Origin of the sequence: Endozoicomonas sp. 4G (assembly GCF_023822025.1) — a bacterium.
GTDB lineage: Bacteria > Pseudomonadota > Gammaproteobacteria > Pseudomonadales > Endozoicomonadaceae > Endozoicomonas_A.
On record NZ_CP082909.1, the window covers coordinates 5,712,439 to 5,732,744 of the forward strand.

Annotated in this window: 16 protein-coding genes; 7 read left to right on the forward strand and 9 right to left on the reverse strand. The window is 44.8% G+C overall.

The window, feature by feature from the left end; genetic code table 11:
* Nucleotides 1-6: 6 nt before the first annotated feature.
* Nucleotides 7-1,395, reverse strand: coding sequence for a glycoside hydrolase family 1 protein (locus K7B67_RS22635; RefSeq protein WP_252178103.1), 1,389 nt, complete (start codon nt 1,393-1,395; stop codon nt 7-9).
* Between the two features lie 196 nt (nt 1,396-1,591).
* On the opposite strand from K7B67_RS22635, the gene K7B67_RS22640 reads away from it, so the two are divergent.
* From K7B67_RS22640 to K7B67_RS22655, 4 genes are all read left to right on the forward strand, one after another.
* Complete coding sequence (locus K7B67_RS22640) at nt 1,592-3,850, forward strand: heavy metal translocating P-type ATPase (protein ID WP_252178104.1); 2,259 nt, start codon at nt 1,592-1,594, stop codon at nt 3,848-3,850.
* Nucleotides 3,851-3,853: 3 nt separating this feature from the next.
* Nucleotides 3,854-4,261: a Cu(I)-responsive transcriptional regulator gene (cueR, locus tag K7B67_RS22645; RefSeq protein WP_252178105.1), complete on the forward strand. Its 408-nt coding sequence runs from the start codon at nt 3,854-3,856 to the stop codon at nt 4,259-4,261.
* Nucleotides 4,262-4,357: 96 nt separating this feature from the next.
* Nucleotides 4,358-4,597 carry a type II toxin-antitoxin system HicA family toxin gene (locus K7B67_RS22650; RefSeq protein ID WP_252178106.1) on the forward strand — a complete coding sequence of 80 codons (240 nt, stop codon included), beginning with the start codon at nt 4,358-4,360 and terminating at the stop codon, nt 4,595-4,597.
* Nucleotides 4,598-4,616: 19 nt separating this feature from the next.
* Nucleotides 4,617-5,069, forward strand: coding sequence for a type II toxin-antitoxin system HicB family antitoxin (locus tag K7B67_RS22655; protein WP_252178107.1), 453 nt, complete (start codon nt 4,617-4,619; stop codon nt 5,067-5,069).
* A 78-nt stretch (nt 5,070-5,147) separates the two neighbouring features.
* On the opposite strand, the gene K7B67_RS22660 is transcribed toward K7B67_RS22655, so the two are convergent.
* The 5 genes from K7B67_RS22660 to K7B67_RS22680 all read right to left on the reverse strand — a co-directional run bounded on the left by K7B67_RS22660 (nt 5,148) and on the right by K7B67_RS22680 (nt 11,881).
* A complete protein-coding gene (locus K7B67_RS22660) occupies nt 5,148-5,597 on the reverse strand; it encodes a DUF411 domain-containing protein (RefSeq protein WP_252178108.1) in 450 nt (149 codons plus the stop codon).
* Nucleotides 5,598-5,682: 85 nt separating this feature from the next.
* On the reverse strand, nt 5,683-7,449 hold the full coding sequence (gene ggt, locus K7B67_RS22665) for a gamma-glutamyltransferase (RefSeq protein WP_252178109.1): 1,767 nt from the start codon (nt 7,447-7,449) through the stop codon (nt 5,683-5,685).
* 202 nt (nt 7,450-7,651) lie between these two features.
* Nucleotides 7,652-9,160, reverse strand: a complete 1,509-nt coding sequence (locus tag K7B67_RS22670) for a hypothetical protein (RefSeq protein ID WP_252178110.1) — start codon at nt 9,158-9,160, stop codon at nt 7,652-7,654.
* Nucleotides 9,051-9,977: a hypothetical protein gene (locus K7B67_RS22675; RefSeq protein WP_252178111.1), complete on the reverse strand. Its 927-nt coding sequence runs from the start codon at nt 9,975-9,977 to the stop codon at nt 9,051-9,053. The genes K7B67_RS22670 and K7B67_RS22675 overlap by 110 nt, the downstream gene beginning before the upstream one ends.
* A 182-nt stretch (nt 9,978-10,159) precedes the next feature.
* Nucleotides 10,160-11,881, reverse strand: a complete 1,722-nt coding sequence (locus K7B67_RS22680) for a hypothetical protein (protein WP_252178112.1) — start codon at nt 11,879-11,881, stop codon at nt 10,160-10,162.
* A gap of 27 nt (nt 11,882-11,908) precedes the next feature.
* On the opposite strand from K7B67_RS22680, the gene K7B67_RS22685 reads away from it, so the two are divergent.
* Both K7B67_RS22685 and K7B67_RS22690 read left to right on the forward strand, forming a co-directional pair.
* On the forward strand, nt 11,909-12,082 hold the full coding sequence (locus K7B67_RS22685) for a hypothetical protein (protein WP_252178113.1): 174 nt from the start codon (nt 11,909-11,911) through the stop codon (nt 12,080-12,082).
* Between the two features lie 379 nt (nt 12,083-12,461).
* On the forward strand, nt 12,462-12,665 hold the full coding sequence (locus tag K7B67_RS22690) for a hypothetical protein (protein WP_252178114.1): 204 nt from the start codon (nt 12,462-12,464) through the stop codon (nt 12,663-12,665).
* A 51-nt stretch (nt 12,666-12,716) separates the two neighbouring features.
* Here K7B67_RS22690 and K7B67_RS22695 read toward each other — a convergent pair whose 3' ends face one another.
* The gene (locus K7B67_RS22695) at nt 12,717-14,504 is read right to left on the reverse strand and encodes a hypothetical protein (RefSeq protein WP_252178115.1); all 1,788 of its coding nucleotides are present in this window, start codon (nt 14,502-14,504) and stop codon (nt 12,717-12,719) included.
* A 1,219-nt stretch (nt 14,505-15,723) separates the two neighbouring features.
* Nucleotides 15,724-17,403 carry a hypothetical protein gene (locus K7B67_RS22700; protein ID WP_252178116.1) on the reverse strand — a complete coding sequence of 560 codons (1,680 nt, stop codon included), beginning with the start codon at nt 17,401-17,403 and terminating at the stop codon, nt 15,724-15,726.
* A gap of 81 nt (nt 17,404-17,484) precedes the next feature.
* Between K7B67_RS22700 and K7B67_RS22705 the strand changes: the two genes are divergently transcribed.
* Complete coding sequence (locus K7B67_RS22705; RefSeq protein WP_252178117.1) at nt 17,485-17,769, forward strand: hypothetical protein; 285 nt, start codon at nt 17,485-17,487, stop codon at nt 17,767-17,769.
* Between the two features lie 544 nt (nt 17,770-18,313).
* Here K7B67_RS22705 and K7B67_RS22710 read toward each other — a convergent pair.
* Nucleotides 18,314-20,227, reverse strand: coding sequence for a hypothetical protein (locus K7B67_RS22710; RefSeq protein WP_252178118.1), 1,914 nt, complete (start codon nt 20,225-20,227; stop codon nt 18,314-18,316).
* Nucleotides 20,228-20,306 lie beyond the last annotated feature (79 nt).

The window sequence follows — 20,306 nt, forward strand, 5'->3', positions numbered from 1 at the left end:
CCAGGCTTAAAAGCCATTATTGCGGGCGACATCCCTGAACCAGAGACCGCTCTTCTTAATGGTTCTCTCCTGAGTTTCCAGATCCAGACTGACAAAACCGTAACGGTTTTTATAAGCATTCAGCCAGGACCAGCAATCAATAAACGTCCACAGGTGATAGCCGCGAACTCTGGAGCCTTCTTCGGAGGCTTTGTGAATCCATTTCAGATGGTCACTGATAAAGTCGATGCGATAGTCGTCCTGTATCTGACCATTGACTTCAAATTGCTTCTCACCTTCAACACCCATACCATTCTCGGAGATATAGACTTCAATGTTGTCGTAGTTATCCCGCAAATCAAGCAAGGTGTCGTATACCCCTTTCTCATAGATTTCCCAGCCACGGTGTTCATTCATCTTGCGACCGGGCATCTGGTAAAAGTCGTAGAAATTCTCAGGAACAAACGGGGCATCGGCAGCGGGGGCTACTTCCCTGGCTTTCACTCGACGGGGCTGATAGTAATTAAAGCCCAGGACATCAATGGTGTTGGCAGCAATAATCTCAAGATCTGCCTTGTCATAGTCTGGCAGCTGACCGTGCGCTTTCAGCAACGCCACCAGCTCACGAGGGTAAGTTCCTTTGGTGACCGGATCGAGGAATGCCCTGGTACAGAACAAATCGGCTATATGAGCCGCTTTCTGATCTTCAGGGGAATCACTGCGAGCGTAGGTTGGTGAAAGGTTCAGGATGATACCGATCTTTCCTGCCAGCCCGGTTTTTCGATAACGCTCAATAGCACAGGCATTGGCCAGAATGGAGTGGTAAGCGACTTGTGCCGCCCTTTTAAAATCTACGACGCAGGGCCAGTGATAGACATTCAGATAACCCGCTTCCACTGGCACAATGGGTTCGTTCTGGGTAAACCAATAATTTACCTTGTGACCAAAGAGTTCAAAACATTTCTCAGCGTATTCAGCAAAAGCCTCAACCGTTTCCCGGGATTCCCAGCCTCCCTTTTCCACCAGCGGAACGGGCAGGTCAAAATGGAACAGGTTGATGACCGGTTCAATGCCCTGCCTGATCAATTCATCAATCATGTCATTGTAGAAAGCCACGGCCTGGGGATTCACCTCGCCGGTTCCGGCTGGAATCAGGCGAGACCAGGAGATGGAAGTACGAAACGAGTTGTGCCCCAGCTCTTTCATCAGGGCAATATCATTTTTGTAATTTTTGTAGAAGGTAGAGGCTTCGCAGGGGCCTACCTGATGGTGGAACTTCTCAGGTTCTTTTTCATACCAGAAATCCCAGACATTGGGGCCACGGCCGCCTTCGCGGGAAGCGCCTTCACACTGGGTAGCGGAAGTCGCGCTGCCCCACCAGAAATGCTTGGGAAACAGGTGTTCGGGTGTGCTCATAGGAAACTGCTTTTTATCAACAAGGAGGGAGTGACTGGTTACCATAATAGATTAATGGCGTTGCATAAATTGACCTGTATCATTTTTGTGGTCACTTGGTTACAAATAGCTGCTAAACAACCATTTACCTTCCAGTCAGGGTAAGGGTTATCCTGTGCTCAGTTTCCCTTTAAAATTGATCTCCGAGAGTAAGATCATGAAATCTCTACAGATTCAGCTGGCCCTGTCCGGAGTCAACTGTGCCGGTTGTGTGGGCAAAATTGAAAAGGCTCTGAAAGCTGTGACTGGCGTGAATGAAGCCAGTGTTAACTTTGCTGATAAAACCGCCATGGTCGAAGGCAGAGCCGACCCTTCTTCTCTGATTTCAGCCGTGAAAGCCGCCGGATTCGAAGCTGAAATGATGCCTTGCGACTCTGAACGACAATGTTCTATTCAGGCAAACCAGGAGCAGGAAGATAAAAAACAGTATCGCCACCTGCTAAAACATACGGCGATTGCCCTGAGCCTGGGTTTTCCCCTGATGATCTGGGGTGTTGTCACCGGTGAAATGAGCGTCAACACGCCCTCTCAGCAACTTGCCTGGGGGGTTGTCGGCCTTGCCACGCTGTTTATCCTGGTGTTCTCTGGCAGGCATTACTTTACCGGCATGTGGAAATCCCTGAAGCATGGCAACACCAACATGGACACTCTGATCGCCACTGGCACAGGCATAGCCTGGCTCTATTCTATGGTCGTCGTCTTGTTTCCTCAGCTGCTACCTTTTGCCGCTCGCCATGTTTACTTTGAAGCCAGTGCCATGATTATTGGTCTTATCAATCTGGGTCATGCCCTGGAGTTAAGAGCCAAAGGCAAAACCAGTCAGGCGATTCAGCGACTGTTAGGGCTTCAGTCAAAAACAGCCAGAGTCGTGCGCAGTGGACAGGAAATGGATATTCCTACACATCAGGTTTTAAAAGGCGACATTGTCAGAGTCAGGCCTGGAGAAAAAATCGCAGTAGACGGCATCGTCGTGGAAGGCAGCAGTCTGGTGGATGAGTCGATGCTCACAGGCGAACCACTGGCCGTGAAAAAAACACCAGACGACGACGTTTCAGCAGGGACTCTGAATAAAAATGGCAGTTTGCTGTTCAGGGCAGAAAAAGTCGGCAGCGAAACGGCTCTGGCCCATATTATTGCCTTGGTAAAAAAAGCCCAGGGCTCAAAAATGCCCATTGCCCGGATGGCCGACCAGATCTCATCGATATTTGTACCCGTTGTGATGGTCATCGCACTTCTGTCAGCCACGCTTTGGTTCTTATTCGGCCCTGCACCGGCATTGGCTCACGCATTGGTCGTCGCCACCACGGTTTTGATTATCGCCTGCCCCTGTGCCCTGGGTCTGGCTACGCCCATGTCGGTGATGGCTGGTGTTGGCAAGGCCGCGGAACTGGGTATGCTGATTCGCAAGGGGGATTCTTTGCAGCAGGCCAGTCAATTGACCACGATCGTGCTGGATAAAACAGGAACCATTACTGAAGGTGTTCCCAAGGTAACCGATCGGATCAGCACCACAGCGGACACAGAGGAAGAAAGGAACCAGATTCTGCAGATAGCCGCCAGTCTTGAAAGCGCATCGGAACATCCTCTGGCTGATGCTATTGTCGGCTCGGCTAAACAACAGTCGTTGTTAATTTCACCGGTATCGGATTTTCATGCGGTGACCGGTCAGGGAGTGACCGGGCGTGTTAACGAAAAGTCTGTGATGCTGGGTAATGACAAGCTGATGGCTGCTAATCACATTGATGTCACGCCCCTGGCATCCATTTCAGCGTCGCTGGCCAATCAGGGAAAAACCCCCATGTATCTGGCAGTGGATCAACAGCTGACGGGGCTGATAGCGGTGGCCGACCCGATAAGAAAAGACTCCAAAGCGGCTATCGACAGGCTGCATAAACTGGGCATCAGGGTCATGATGCTGACGGGTGACAACAGGCTGACGGCTGCTGCTGTCGCTCAACAGGTAGGCATTGATGACTTCAGGGCCGAAACCCTGCCTGAAGACAAGGAAAGCTATATCAGACAGTTGCAGGAAAAAGGACATAAAATCGGCATGACCGGTGACGGCATAAACGACGCTCCAGCCCTTGCCCGTGCCGACGTTGGCTTTGCCATTGGCACAGGCACCGATGTTGCCATTGAATCAGCCGACATCACCCTGATTCGCGCTTCGCTGCATGGACTGGCTGATGCTGTTGAGCTGTCCAGGGCAACCCTTAAAAACATAAAGCAGAACCTGTTCGGCGCCTTCGTCTACAACTCTCTGGGCATCCCCATTGCAGCCGGAGTGCTTTATCCTCTCACGGGTATGTTGCTTAACCCGGTGGTTGCAGGCGCTGCCATGGCACTGTCATCGGTCACTGTCGTCAGTAATGCCAACCGTCTGAGACGGTTCAGGCCCACCGCCAGGGAGATCTGAGTGATGAATATTTCCAAAGCAGCACAGGCCACCGGGCTGACCGCCAAAACCATTCGTTACTATGAAAGTCTGGAGCTGATCTCACCGGCTCACCGTTTAGACAATGGTTACCGTGATTATAATGAATCGCACCTACGAGAACTGTCTTTTATTAGCCACGCCAGAGAATTGGGTTTTACTTTGAAAGAGTGCTCAGACCTTCTGGGACTTTACAATGACAGGCACCGTAAAAGTGCTGATGTGAAATCACTGGCCCTGCAAAAAATAGTCGATGTCGAGGAGAAGATCAGTCAGCTGCAGGTGATTCGTAAGAGCCTGAAACAGCTCACCCAGTGCTGTCATGGGGACGATAGGCCGGACTGCCCTATCATTGACCGGTTGGTTGAGGGAAAAGACGCCGATTCTGAATAAAATCTCTTCGAGGGGAATTCTTTAACCTTAAGCCGGTGTCCCTCCCACCTTTTTTCGGATAAAAAAAACCGTATAATTGACCTTTTCGGATCATATATGCCCTATAATAAAGGCATGAACGGAAACGAACTACTCAAGAAGCTTAAAAAACTGGCAAGGCTAAGAGATGAACAGCTCAAATTGCTTAAAGCGAGAGGAAAGGGGTCTCACGGGACACTTTATTACGGAGATCGAAAGACCACCTTGAAAGACCCAAAAAAAGAAATCGGGGCTGGGCTTTTGAAAAATATGTTAGAAGACCTCGGATTAAATAAGGGTGATATAGAGGGGCTATAAAGCTCCCGGAGGTAAAACCATGAGAATACAGTATCCTGCTACCGTCAGTTGTGATGAAGACGGTCGTTATCTAGTGAAGTTTTACGACTTCGGATGGGGTTGTACCGATGGAGAAACTATAGAAGAAGCTCTTGGCGAGGCTGCTGACTGCCTTGATGAGCTGATTGCAACCACTATAGAAAACGATGAAGTTTTACCTGTTCCCGGTGACATGCTGGCCGTTAACACCTTTCCAGTTTCGCCGTCTGCCCTTATTGCTGCCAAGGCTGCTATCTACAACGAGCACAAGGCTAAGCGTCATAAGAAAACAGAGCTTGCAGCACTGGTTGGAAAGAATGAGAAGTTTATCAGAACTTTGCTTGATCCTAATGCCGGGTCAAAAATCCAGAGCATAGAGGAAGTGCTTCATGCTCTTGGTAAGCGACTGGTTATCAGCGTCGAAGATGATATCGTTACTCGTCATCGAGTTTAGAAACCGGTGTCAATAAACTCGTTCCAATCTCATCATCCAAAGAAGCCCATAGAAGGGCTTCTTTGGGTTAAACACAAGTCAATGAGTAGCAAACACACTCAACTTGCCATCCTCAGTGAAACTAACCACCTGATAAGGCTCTTTGCTGTTGCCGTAATCCATACCGGGTGAACCCATGGGCATACCCGGAACCGTCAGGCCATTCACCCCTTCAGGCTTTTCAGTCAGCAAACGTATGATGTCTTCAGCCGGGATATGACCTTCAAAGGCATAATCGCCAATAAAAGCCGTGTGGCAGGATTCCATTCCTGTTGGAATACCGCCCTTGGCACGGAACATGGCGGTGCTGGGTACATCATGCAACCTGACCTTAAAGCCATGCTCTTCCATGTGTTTCGCCCAGTCTGTACAACAGCCGCAGGCAGGGATTTTGTAGACGTCAACGGTCGGGAATGATGCCTCAGCCTGAGCCAACATGGACGACATTAAAACAGTAGTTCCCAAGAACAGGGTTTTCAGCTTCTGCATTAGCGTTATTCCAAAAATAAGAGAGGATGGTTCAGGGTTTCAGCCTAAACCATCCTCTAACTGGAAGGTCAATTATTGACCGCCACTAAATCCCCATCGCTACTCCCTCACGTCGAGGATCAGCGCCGCCCTCAAGACCTTCTTCGGTTATCACAATACCGTGCAGGCCACTGTTCAGTTCCCTCACCTTGACGGGATAACCGAGCTTTTCCAGCGCCGGCTTCATAAGCTCTGCATCGCTATCTTGCTCCAGCTCATAAACACCCATTGGATTGATCAGATGGGGCAGGGAAATAGCTTTCTGAATATCCATTCCCCAGTCAATGTGAGCAACCAGAGTTTTGGCAACATAACTGATAATACGACTACCGCCGGGTGAGCCGATCACCATATAAGGATCTCCCTCTTTATTCATAACAATAGTAGGCGCCATAGAAGACCTTGGTCTTTTACCAGGTTCAACACGATTGGCAATAGGCGTACCATTGTCATGACTGGCAAAGGAGAAATCAGTCAATTCATTGTTCAGCAGGAAACCGCCCACCATCAAACGGGAACCAAAGCCGTTCTCAATTGTCGTTGTCATGGACAGAGCGTTACCCTCGGCATCGACAATGGAAATATGGCTGGTAGAGGGCAGTTCAATGGACTGATCATCCGCCTGAAGCGAAGCGTGCTGCCAGGCGGGGTTGCCTGCTTTCACGGTCTTCAGAGGCTGGTCGGACTGAAGCTGTCTAGCCCTTTCTGCCAGATATTGACTATCCAGAAGTCCCTGGACAGGTACAGGTACATAGTCACTGTCGGCCAGATAACGGGCCCTGTCTGCAAAAGCCAGTCTTGATGCACCGGCAAACAGACGCCAGGACTCCGGATTCTCAGATCCCAGGCTGGCCAGGTCATACGACTGCAGAATGCCCAGAATCTGTCCCACTGTGGTAGCCCCTGAGCTGGGAGGACCCATGCCGCAAATAGAATATTGGCGATAGGCTGAACATACCGGCGTACGCTCTATTACCCGATAGTTTCTCAGATCCTTTCTTGAAAGCACTCCGGGGTTGCCCTCGGCTTTTCTGACGGTTTTGACAATCTTGTCTGCCAGCTCTCCTTTATAAAAGGCTTTTGAACCACCGCTGGCAATCAGCCTCAGGGTTCTGGCAAACTCAGGGTTTTTCAGAAGCGTTCCCGCCTGAAGCGGTTGTCCTTTTTTATCAAAGAAATATTGGCGGGTGCCCGGATAACGGCTGAGTTTTTCCTGATCTTTGGCAATCAGGCTGGCCAGTCTGGGAGAAACCATAAAGCCTTCTTCCGCCAGTTTAATGGCCGGTTGGAAAAGCTCAGACCATGGACGTTTACCATAACGCTGGTGCATCTCTTCCAGCAGTTTGACGGTACCTGGCGTACCTACCGAGCGCCCCCCAACCACGGCATCATAAAATTGTAATGGTTTGCCGGTGTCGTCCTGAAACAGGGTCGGTGTTGCTTTTGCAGGAGCTGTTTCCCGGCCATCCAGAGTGATCAGACGTTTTTTTTCAGCGTCGAAGTAGAGAGTAAAGGCACCGCCGCCAATACCAGACGACTGTGGTTCAACCAGGTTCAGTACCAGCTGAACGGCAATCGCAGCATCCGCTGCCGAACCGCCTTTTCTGAGAATCTCATCGCCTGCCTGGACAGCCAGCGGATTGGCCGCTGCCACCATGTGTTTGCTGGCCTTTACCAGACTCTTTTCTTCAAACCCTGTCGCTGCTTCCGGAGCCAGATCATCACTGACATTCACGACCTCTGCCTGCACGTTAAAGCAGGCAACCAATAGACTGGCGGTGATAGCACACCGTCTGAAAACCCCCTCGGACATAGAAAAACTTCCTTTGCATTAATTTTTGTTAGGCCAGCCAATAGTTCCAGTGTTGGCTTGAATGTGCAATGACTTTTCGCTATTTCTTACCCTGCCCGATTGTGATTGTTGCAAGACACCAACGGCTCGTTCCCACGCTGGAGCATCATTATCTGACCAATCTAAGCAGCCATTTTTATCAAAATGACTGCTCCTGAATTGTCTATTTTGCTGCTTTTCTTTTATTACCCATTACAACGATTATTCGTTTTTCTGCCACTTCTTTTTCATCATTGATGCCTTTAAACTCTATATCTTGACTACGGTGAATCAAACTCATGTCGTTAGTAAAGGCATATCCGCCATTTTTTTTATAAGGTTTTTTTTCTTCCGTACCTTCAAGCGGGATAATAAAAGGATAAGAATCTGAACACTGGGCAATTTCAAGTCCACCACCTGAGTATTCCGTTTCACAATCGTGCTCATTCAGCTGTACGACCAGACTACCCTCGTTTTGATCACGATGCCAGTGCATATTCTTAATATTCTGAGGAGTGAACGATAAACCTTTAAATCTGACAGGATTGAATAGAGGATAGCGATTTATAAAAATCTTTATCCTGTCAACCTCATTACCTGACCAATCTAATAAAACAGCCATTTTTTCCAATGCCTGGCAGCATAGTTCTTTAACAGCTTCCGAACGGGTTAGAAGATTCCTCTTGAATGCTTCTTTTGCTTTTATCTTGCCATCTTCATCAACTTGACAGACTAAATATTTGCCTACGTCATGCAAAAGATATGAATACACTATGTTACTATCTTCATGTCTTTTACTAGATTCAAATCTTATATATGGGCAATCAAAGATATCATTCTTAGGTATTTGATTTTTACAACTTGTATCGATTCTATTAAACACTTCATTGATAAGATCCAAATCAAACAGTCGACGATCTTTGTCTATTTCACGGTTGACCTTTTCTAAAACACCTTCATCAAATACATCTTTTACCTGAATGAATTTATCACCATATTTTATATTTTTATCGACTGCGCTTTGCCTGGGGTACCTTGTCTGATCCTGTCGTATTTTTTTCGATGGACTGGCACCATCAGCCGATGGTTCAAGCATGAACAGAGCAAATCGGTTTAAAAATTTTTCATGCAGATTATACAATTCTTTATGGAAAGACCATTTATCCGCTTTTATCACCTCTTTGGAAGTATCGGTTGATGCGCTCAAAAAACCGGGCTTTACCAAACCGTTCGATAATTCTGTCGATTCCGGAACACTGTTCAGACTGTTTTTAAAAGAATCGCTCTGCTGAGTTGATGGGGCTGATCCAGCACTAGACGACCTTGCCAGATGGCTATTCATGGAATGATAAAATAAGTGCCCGGTTCCCATCTGAAGTAGTGACATAAGGTCCTTGATATGATGCTGCTGCCAGATTTTTTGTGCCGAAATACCCATGGCCAGTTTGTCTGATGTCGTACTGAGCGCCAGTGAAAACAGATCTTCTGAATGCTGGCTGGAGTCAGTGAGCAGTAAAAAGCCCTGATGGTGGCTAAAAAGATCATGGTCGGAGTAAACCAGTCGTGATACCGGGTTATTCTGGCTACTGCTCAGGCTGATAACCGCAGCGCCTTTTTGACTGTTTACAACATCGGTTAACGATGGGGAAAAAAACCATCCTTTCAGTGGTACTCCCCAACATTGCATTTTCAATGGCCCGGTTAACAGCTTTTAAGGTTTCTCCATGAAAGAGACTGTAAACCTTAGCCTCTTCAAAGTGTGAGCAGACGGTTGTGATGGTTTCTAAATCCCATTGAACATCCGTTTCAGCATCAATAAGCAGGTTTATTTCTTCAGAAACCTGGTCTCCACTGACCATCAGTTTTAGCCGGTTGTTATGGTTCTGATCAATCTGGATAGTCAGCTTATCCATACGGTTGTCAGAAAGCGTTTGGTATAAATGGAGCCATTCTGGAATGTCATCAGGGAGATCAATGTCGTCATTGTTGCTCAGTACATTGATTTCAAGAAATGGCTTTTGATCTTCGGGGAATACAACTTGCTGATAATAATGACTGGCCAGCCAAGGGTGCTCAGGGTAGACAGGCATAAATCCTTTGCGGAGAAGGTGTGAGTCACAGGCAAGGATTTTGTTTTCCCTGTCGACGTAGTCAGACACAGTGGAGGTCAGATAATTAGAATAAAAATTCAGGTTAAGCAGTGTAAAAAATGCACCGATCCCTGACTCCACTGTCACTGCCGATGCTGCGAATAAATCCGTTATAAAAGAGTGGCTGCCTGACTGCTGTTTAAGAACCACTTCTCTGGCGGCGGCTATGTAGTAGGGTACAAATGCAATAACAACAAAAATGGCTGAAGTGCGCAGTGAATCTAACACCTGTCGTGCGATTGTATAAGAATCCTGTTGTACCAGAAGGTGAGTCTGTGGTTTTAATAAGTGGGGTATTCCCTGGTTCGAAATCGTCGTACCTACTGGATTTTCATTGACATGGATGAGTGTTTCAGTCACTCCACTGGCCGCCAATGGAAGTGCCGTCAAAAATAAAATTAATGTCACTAGTCTGGCTAGATTAATCACTCTTAAATCACTCCTGAATCCTGTCATTAAGTTGAGGATGTAAATCAAGACACGGTGCTCAGTACTTTTATCAAGTCAATCTCAAAATGAGAGGCTTTTGCAAGCCCGTTCCTTTAGGGACGGAGTTTACTACCCACTACAACGATTATTCGTTTTTCTGCCACTTCTTTTTCATCATTGATGCCTTTAAACTCTATATCTTGACTACGGTGAATCAAAGTCATTTCGTTAGTAAAAGCATATCCGCCATTTTTTTCATAAGGGTTTTCTTCTTTCGTACCTTCAAGCGGGGTCATAAAAGGATCAGAAGCTAAACACTGGGCAATCTCAAGTCCACCACCTGAGTATTCCGTTTCACAATCGTGCTCATTCAGCTGTACGACCAGGCTACCCTCCTCTTGATCACGATGCCAGTGCATATTCTTAATATTCTGAGGAGTGAACGATAAACCTTTAAACCTGACAGGATTGAATAGAGGATAGCGATTTATATAAATCTTTATCCTGGCAACCTCATTACCTGACCAATCTAATAAAACAGCCATTTTTTCCAATGCCTGGCAGCATAGTTCTTTAACAGCTTCCGAACGGGTTTGAAGAGTCCTCTTGAATGCTTCTTTTGCTTTTATCTTGCCATTTTCATCAAATTGACAGACTAAATATCCGTCTAAGCCATGCAAAAGATATGAATACACTATGTTACTATTTTCAGGTTCTATAAAAGATTCAAATCTTATATATGTGCAATCAAAGATATCACTCTTAGCTATTTGTTTTTCAAAAGTTGAAAAGATACTATCAAACACTTCATTGATAAGATCCAAATCAAACAGTCGACGATCTTTGTCTATTTCACGGTTGACCTTTTCTAAAACACCTTCATCAAATACATCTTTTACCTGAATGAATTTATCACCATATTTTATATTTTTATCGACTGCGCTTTGCCTGGGGTACCTTGTCTGATCCTGTCGTATTTTTTTCGATGGACTGGCACCATCAGCCGATGGTTCAAGCATGAACAGAGCAAATCGGTTTAAAAATTTTTCATGCAGATTATACAATTCTTTATGGAAAGACCATTTATCCGCTTTTATCACCTCTTTGGAAGTATCGGTTGATGCGCTCAAAAAACCGGGCTTTACCAAACCGTTCGATAATTCTGTCGATTCCGGAACACTGTTCAGACTGTTTTTAAAAGAATCGCTCTGCTGAGTTGATGGGGCTGATCCAGCACTAGACGACCTTGCCAGATGGCTATTCATGGAATGATAAAATAAGTGCCCGGTTCCCATCTGAAGTAGTGACATAAGGTCCTTGATATGATGCTGCTGCCAGATTTTTTGTGCCGAAATACCCATGGCCAGTTTGTCTGATGTCGTACTGAGCGCCAGTGAAAACAGATCTTCTGAATGCTGGCTGGAGTCAGTGAGCAGTAAAAAGCCCTGATGGTGGCTAAAAAGATCATGGTCGGAGTAAACCAGTCGTGATACCGGGTTATTCTGGCTACTGCTCAGGCTGATAACCGCAGCGCCTTTTTGACTGTTTACAACATCGGTTAACGATGGGGAAAAAACCATCCTTTCAGTGGTACTCCCCAACATTGCATTTTCAATGGCCCGGTTAACAGCTTTTAAGGTTTCTCCATGAAAGAGACTGTAAACCTTAGCCTCTTCAAAGTGTGAGCAGACGGTTGTGATGGTTTCTAAATCCCATTGAACATCCGTTTCAGCATCAATAAGCAGGTTTATTTCTTCAGAAACCTGGTCTCCACTGACCATCAGTTTTAGCCGGTTGTTATGGTTCTGATCAATCTGGATAGTCAGCTTATCCATACGGTTGTCAGAAAGCGTTTGGTATAAATGGAGCCATTCTGGAATGTCATCAGGGAGATCAATGTCGTCATTGTTGCTCAGTACATTGATTTCAAGAAATGGCTTTTGATCTTCGGGGAATACAACTTGCTGATAATAATGACTGGCCAGCCAAGGGTGCTCAGGGTAGACAGGCATAAATCCTTTGCGGAGAAGGTGTGAGTCACAGGCAAGGATTTTGTTTTCCCTGTCGACGTAGTCAGACACAGTGGAGGTCAGATAATTAGAATAAAAATTCAGGTTAAGCAGTGTAAAAAATGCACCGATCCCTGACTCCACTGTCACTGCCGATGCTGCGAATAAATCCGTTATAAAAGAGTGGCTGCCTGACTGCTGTTTAAGAACCACTTCTCTGGCGGCGGCTATGTAGTAGGGTACAAATGCAATAACAACAAAAATGGCTGAAGTGCGCAGTGAATCTAACACCTGTCGTGCGATTGTATAAGAATCCTGTTGTACCAGAAGGTGGGTCTGTGGTTTTAATAAGTGGGGTATTCCCTGGTTCGAAATCGTCGTACCTACTGGATTTTCATTGACATGGATGAGTGCTTCAGTATTTCCATTTGCAGCCAATGAAAACGCCGTCAAAAATAAAATCAATGTCACCAGTCTGACCATATTACTCATTTTTAAAATTTCCCAAACTTTCTATTTTCCCGCTTCAGCAGGTTACAAGGCAGCCAGACCAGTTTTTTGGTTTGGCGGGGATTATTGTAGATCAGGAGGCTTATTTGCAATTAATTGAAAAGCCTCCCTGACTGGGGTAGCTTATCTGATCCAGAAGTATTTTGATCGATTACCGGTAACCAGCCAATACAAGCAGGATGCGTTTTTCTCCCACTTTTTTTTCATCATTGCCGAATTCGCAGTCTATGTCTGCTTCCTTGTGAACTAAACCCTCACGGTTGGTATAAATTAAACCCCTATTTTGTTCAAGAAGATGCTCTTCTTCCGTACCTTCCTTAGGTGGGCCATCGACAAACCATGAAGCTGAAGAAAAAAAAGATGAAGAACGACATCCAATATTAACTCCACCGCCTGAATATCCCCTTTCACAATCGTTGTCATTCAGCTGTACGATCAGGCTTGCCTGTGCCGGATCACGACTCCAAGGCAAACCCTTCATATTTTTGGGAGTCATTAAGAACCCTTTAAACCTGTCAGGATGGATTAGGGGATAGCGCATTATTAAAAATTGTATATTTTCAACCTCATTACCTGACCAACCTAATGAAACAACCATTTTTTCCAATGCCTGACAACACAGCTCTTTAACGGCTTCTGAACGAGTATAAATAATATCTTTCTTGAAGGCTTCTCTTTCTTTTATCCTGCCATCTTTATCAAAATGACTGATCAGGCGTTTTTCCTCGGAATTCAATTCAATTTCATTATATATGTTACCACCAACAATTTTCAGAGCTACATGATCAAAAATATCATTTCCCGACATTCTGAAATATTTACCAGACATGGATTCTAAAAACCCTTCTTTGATAAAGTCGACATCAAATAATCGGCAATCTTTGCCTATTTCTCCGTTGACCTTTTTTAAAAGATCTTTGTTAAATACTTGATTTATCTTTATAAATTTATCTCCAAATTTTATTTGTTCATCAATTGTACTTTCCCCTAAAACCGATGACGTGGCGAAATGGCTACTACCGGCCGTGTCACTATCGACTCTATCTGCTGGAACACTCTCTTCTGAGTCCTGAACGCTCTGTCTGGAGTGCCTTGTCTGACCCAGTCGTATTTTTTTCGATTGACTGGCATCATCAGCCGATGGTTCAAGCATAAACAGAGCGAATGATTTTAAAAATCCCCTATGCAGCTTGTACAGTTCGTTATGGAAAGACAGTTCACCCGCTTTTATCATCTTTTGGACAGTATCGGTTGATGCTCTCAAAAAACCGGACTCTACCGGACCTTTCGATAATTCTGTCGATTCCCCAATATTGGGCAGGCTGTTTTTAAAGGAATGGCTCTGTTGAGGTGATGGGGCTGACCCAGGGTTAGACGTTCTTGCCAGATGGGTATTCATAGAGCGATATAATAAGTGCCCGGTTCCCATTTGAAGTAATGACATAAGGTCGTTGATATGATCTTGCCTCCAGGTTTTTTGTGACGAAAGACCCATAGCCAGTTTGTCTGATGTGGTACTGAGCGCCAGTGAAAACAGATCTTCTGAATGCTGGCTTGAGTCAGTGAGCAGTAAAAATCCCTGATGGTGGCTAAAAAGATCATGGTCAGAGTAAACCAATCGTGATACCGGGTTATTCTGGCTACTGCTCAGACTGATAACCGCAGCGCCTTTTTGACTGTTTAAAACATCGGTTAACGATGGGGAAAAAACCACCCTTTCAGCGGTATTGCCCGACATTGCGTTTTCAATGGCCCGGTTAACAGCCTTTAAGGTTTCTCCATGAAAGAGGCTGTAAACCTTAGCCCCTTCAAAGTGTGAACAGACGTTTGTAATGGTCTCTAAATCCCATTGAACATCCGTTTCAGCATCCGTTTCAGCATCCGTTTCAGCATCAATAGTCAGGTATATTTCCTCAGAAACCTGTTCACCACTGACCATAAGTTTTAGCAGGTGATTATGGTTCTCATGAATTTGGATAGTCAGCTTATCCAGACGGCTGTCAGAAAGCGTTTGATATAAATGAACCCATTCTGGAATATCGTCAGGGAGCTCAGTGTCGGCATTGTTTTTCAGTAGATTGTTTTTCAGTAGATTGATTTCCAGAAATGGCTTTTGATCTTCGGGGAATACAACCTGCTGATAATAATGACTGGCCAGCCAGGGGTGTTCAGGGTAGACAGGCATGAACCCTTTGCGGGGAAGGTTCGATTCACAGGCAAGGATTTTGTTTTCCCTGCCAACATAGTCAGACACAGTACCGGTCAGATAGTTAGAATAAAAATACAGGTTGAGCAATGTAAAGAATGCCCTGACTTGTGACTCCAATGCCATTGCCGATGATGCGAAAAAATCGGCTACATAAGACCGGCTTCCTCTTGATGGGTATTTGCCAACCACCTCGCTGGCGGCGGCCATGTAATAGGGTAAAAAGGAAACAGCAACAAGAATGGCTGAAGTTCTCAGTGAACCTAACACCTGTCGTGCGATTGTATAAGAGTCCTGTTGTACCAGAAGGTGGGTCTGTGGTTTTAATAGGCGGGTTATTCCCTGGTTCGAAATCGTCGTCCCTACTGGATTTTCATTGACATTAATGAGTGTTTCAGTACCTCCACTTGCCGCCAATGGAACCGCCGTCAAAAATAAAATCAATGTCACCCGTCTGGCTGGATTACTCACTCTTAAATGGCTCCTGAATCCAGTCATAGAACTGGGGATATGCATCAAGCCATGGCGATGCATAAGAAAGCTGCGAATAGAGTTCGTGAGAAACGTGATGGCGCTCCATACCAGGCAACGTGTTGTGTTTTTGCACATTTGAAGCTCTCTGCCGTCTGTATTTGTTGATGTTTCCAAGCATCAGCAAGAGTAGCAGTAAAATGCGAAACCGTTGCACTAAATCGCACCCAGTTAGAAAATCAGAGTTTGTCAGACTGGTACTTAGTGGCAGCAGACACAAGATTGTCTGCTCCAGCAGTCCATACATGCGGCATACCCACGTACGACGCTGGACGTTGAAATACCTGGTTCAGTGGTGTTGGGATTGCTTTCAGGTACGATGTTGCCGTAAGACTATGCGACAGGTTCTCAAACGGCTAGCCCGGATATTTCATAAACTGCCCAATAAGCCAGAAATATTCGATTCCAAATAGCTGAGTACTTACTTGTAATCAGCGAATGCAGTAATGATACATTTTTCTCCTACTTTTTCCTTATCATTGCTGCATTTGAAGTCTATATCTCCGCCCCGATGAACCAATTTCTCCTCGTTAGTAAAAACATAACCGCTATTCATTTTATAACCATGTGTTTCTTCCGTCCCTTTATCAGGCGAATCCATACGATTGCCGCGAATTGAAGACCTTCCAATATCAAGTCCACCACCTGAATATTCTATTTCACCATCGTTGTCATTCAACTGTACGACGAGGCTTGCCTGTCCCGGATCGCGATGCCATCTCAAACTCTTAATATTTTTGATAGGCTGACGGAGCCCTTCAAGCCTGTCGGGGTGCATTAGGGGATAGCGTATTATATAAAACTGTATATTTTCAACCTTATTACCTGACCAATTTAATGAATCTGCCATTTTTTCTAATGCCTGACAGCATAGTTCTTTAACAGATTCCGAACGGGTGTGAGTAATACCTCTCTTGAGTGCTTCTTTTTCTTTTATCTTTCCATCTTTATCAAAATAACAGGTCAGCGCTTTTTCCTCGGTATGCAATTTAATCACATTCCGTAGGTTATTGTTAACAATATCAATAACCATATGATCGAAAATATCATTGTCAGGTATCAATAAAAAATCAGGGAAAAGGGCTTTATCAATCTCATTTTTGATAAAATCCACATCAAACAACCGGCGATCTTGACCTACTTCCCAATTGACCTTTTTTAAAAGACCTTTATCAAACACATCATTTAACGGAATGAATTTATCACCATATTTTATATGTTCATCAACTGCCCTTTCTGCTGAAACATCCTCCTTTGAGTACTGTGCGTCCTGCCCGGAGTTCCGATCCAGTCGTATTTTTTTCGATGACCTGACACCATCAGCCGATGGCTCAAGCATGAACAGAGCGAATGAGCTTAAAAATTTCACATGCAGCCTGTCCAGTTCGTTATGGAAAGACGATTGACCCGCTTTCATCATTTCTGTGAAAACATGGGTTAATGCTCTGAAAAAACCGGGCTCTATCGAACGTTTCGATAATTCTGTCGATTCCGGAACACGGGTCAGACTGTTTTTAAAAGAATGGCTCTGTCGAGTTGATGGAGCTGACCCAAGATTAGACGACCTTGCCAGATGGGTATTCATGGAATGATAAAATAAGTGCCCGGTTCCCATCTGAAGCAGTGACATAAGGTCCTTGATATGATGCTGCTGCCAGATTTTTTGTGCCGAAATACCCATGGCCAGTTTGTCTGATGTGGTACTGAGCGCCAGTGAAAACAGATCATCTGAATGCTGGCTGGAGTCAGTGAGCAGTAAAAAGCCCTGATGGTGGCTAAAAAGATCATGGTCAGAGTAAACCAGTCGTGATGCCGGGTTATTCTGGCTACCACTCAGGCCGATAACCGCAGCACCTTTCTGACTGTTTAACACATCGGTTAAAGATGGGGAAAAAACCATCCTTTCAGTGGTATTGCCCGACATTGCGTTTTCAATAGCCTGGTTAACAGCCTTTAAGGTTTCTCTATGAAAGAGGCTGTAAACCTTAGCCTCTTCAAAGTGTGAGCAGACGGTTGTGATGGTTTCTAAATCCCATTGAACATCCGTTTCAGCATCAATAATCAGGTTTATTTCTTCAGAAACCTGATCTCCACTGACCATCAGTTTTAGCAGGTTGTTGTGGTTCTCATGAATCTTGATAGTCAGCTTATCCATACGGTTGTTAGAAAGCGTTTGGTATAAATGAACCCATTCTGGAATGCCGTCAGGGGGATCAATGTCGTCATTATTGCTCAGTACATTAATTTCCAGAAATGGCTTTTGATCTTCGGGGAATACAACCTTCTGATAATAATGACTGGCCAGCCAGGGGTGTTCAGGGTAAACAGGCATGAAGCCTTTACGGGGAAGGTGCGCGTCACAGGCAAGGATTTTGTTTTCCCTGTCGACGTAGCCAGACACAGTGGAAGTCAGATAGTTAAAATAAAAATTCAGGTTAAGCAGTGTAAAAAATGCACCGATCCGTGACTCTACTGTCACTGCCGATGCTGCGAAAACATCCGTTATAAAAGAGTGGCTGCCTGACTGCTGTTTAAGAACCACTTCTCTGGCGGCGGCTATGTAATAGGGTACAAATGCAATAACAACGAAAATGGCAGAAGTGCGCAGTGAATCTAACACCTGTCGTGCGATTGTATAAGAATCCTGCTGTACCAGAAGGTGAGTCTGTGGTTTTAATAAGTGGGATATTCCCTGGTTCGAAATCGTCGTACCTACTGGATGTTCATTAACATGGATGAGTGTTTCAGTACCTCCACTGGCCGCCAATGGAAGTGGCGTCAAAAATAAAACCAATGCCACAATTCTGGCCATATTACTCATTTTTAAATTGTCCCACATTTTTTATTTTGCCGCTTTAACAGGTTAAAAGGCAGCCCAGATCAGTTCTTTGTTTTGGCTGGGATTAGTGTAGTTCAGGGGGGCTTATTTGCAATTAATTCAGCACGTCCATGCGCTTATTTTCCCATTCAAAAAACAACGATCATCCTTCCAGTACGATCAAGGGTGCAAGTCATTTTCCTATACCAATTTTTCTGATTACTCGTTTAGCGAGTACAAGAATTATGCATTTTTCTACCACTTTTGTTTCATCATTAGTGATTTTGTAGACCATATCTTGGCATTGGTGAACTAAACCAGCCTTGTTAGTAAAGACAAAACCGCTATTTTTTTCATAAAAATAGCTTTCTTCCGTACCATCATCAGGGAATTTAAAAATCTCGTCTAAAGACCGGCCAATATAACGGCCAATATTAAGCCCACCTCCTGAATAGTCTGTTTCACAATCGTGGTCATTCAACTGTACAACCAGAGTGGCCTCTGCATCGTCGCGATGCCAGGGCATATCCTCAACCTTACCAGATCTGTAGAAGACCCCTTTGTACTTGTCAGGATGGAAAAGGGGATAGCGGATTATATACAAATGTATTTTTTCAACCAAACTGTTTGACCAATCTAATGAAGCAGCCATTTTTTCCAATGCTTGGCAGCATAGATCTTTGACGGCTTCCGAGCGGGTTTGAATAATATTTTCCTTGAATAGCTCTTTATCTATCATCTTACCATCTTTATCAAAATAGCTATTTAAGACTTTATTGTCAGAATCCAATCTAATTAGAGAGCGCAAGTTTCCTTCTCCAAAAATACCTACATTTATATCAGTAAAAAGATCATTCTCCGGAATTTTACCATTAGCAATATTTTTGCATTTATCTAAAATATTCTCGACAAAATCCACATCAAACATCCGACGATCTTTTTCTATTTCGCCGTTGACCTTTTCTAAAATACCTTCATCAAATACATCTTTTACCTGAATGAATTTATCACCATATTTTATATTTTTATCGACTGCGCTCTGCCTTGGGAACCTTGTCTGATCCAGTTGTATTTTTTTCGATGAACTGGCACCATCAGCCGACGGTTCAAGCATGAACAGAGCAAATCGGTTTAAAATTTTTTCATGCAGATTATACAATTCTTTATGGAAAGACCATTTACCCGCTTCTATCATTTCTTTGAAAGTATTGCTTGATGTGCTCAAAAAACCGGGTTCTACCAAACCTTTCGATAATTCTGTCGATTCCGGAACACGGGTCAGACTGTTTTTAAAAGAATGGCTCTGTCGAGTTGATGGAGCTGACCCAAGATTAGACGACCTTGCCAGATGGGTATTCATGGAATGATAAAATAAGTGCCCGGTTCCCATCTGAAGCAGTGACATAAGGTCCTTGATATGATGCTGCTGCCAGATTTTTTGTGCCGAAATACCCATGGCCAGTTTGTCTGATGTGGTACTGAGCGCCAGTGAAAACAGATCCTCTGAATGCTGGCTGGAGTCAGTGAGCAGTAAAAAGCCCTGATGATGGCTAAAAAGATCATGGTCAGAGTAAACCAGTCGTGATGCCGGGTTATTATGGCTACTACTCAGGCCGATAACCGCAGCGCCTTTTTGACTGTTTAACACATCGGTTAAAGATGGGGAAAAAACCATCCTTTCAGTGGTATTGCCCGACATTGCGTTTTCAATAGCCCGGTTAACAGCCTTTAAGGTTTCTCTATGAAAGAGACTGTAAACCTTAGCCTCTTCAAAGTGTGAGCAGACGGTTGTGATGGTTTCTAAATCCCATTGAACATCCGTTTCAGCATCAATAATCAGGTTTATTTCTTCAGAAACCTGATCTCCACTGACCATCAGTTTTAGCAGGTTGGTGTGGTTCTCATGAATCTGGATAGTCAGCTTATCCATACGGTTGTTAGAAAGCGTTTGGTATAAATTGACCCATTCTGGAATGTCATCAGGGGGATCAATGTCGTCATTATTGCTCAGTACATTGATTTCCAGAAATGGCTTTTGATCTTCATGGAATACAACTCGCTGATAGTAATGACTGGCCAGCCAGGGGTGTTCAGGGTAAACAGGCATAAACCCTTTGCGAGGAAGGTTCGAGTCACAGGCAAGGATTTTGTTTTCCCTGTCGACGTAGCCAGACACGGTGGAAGTC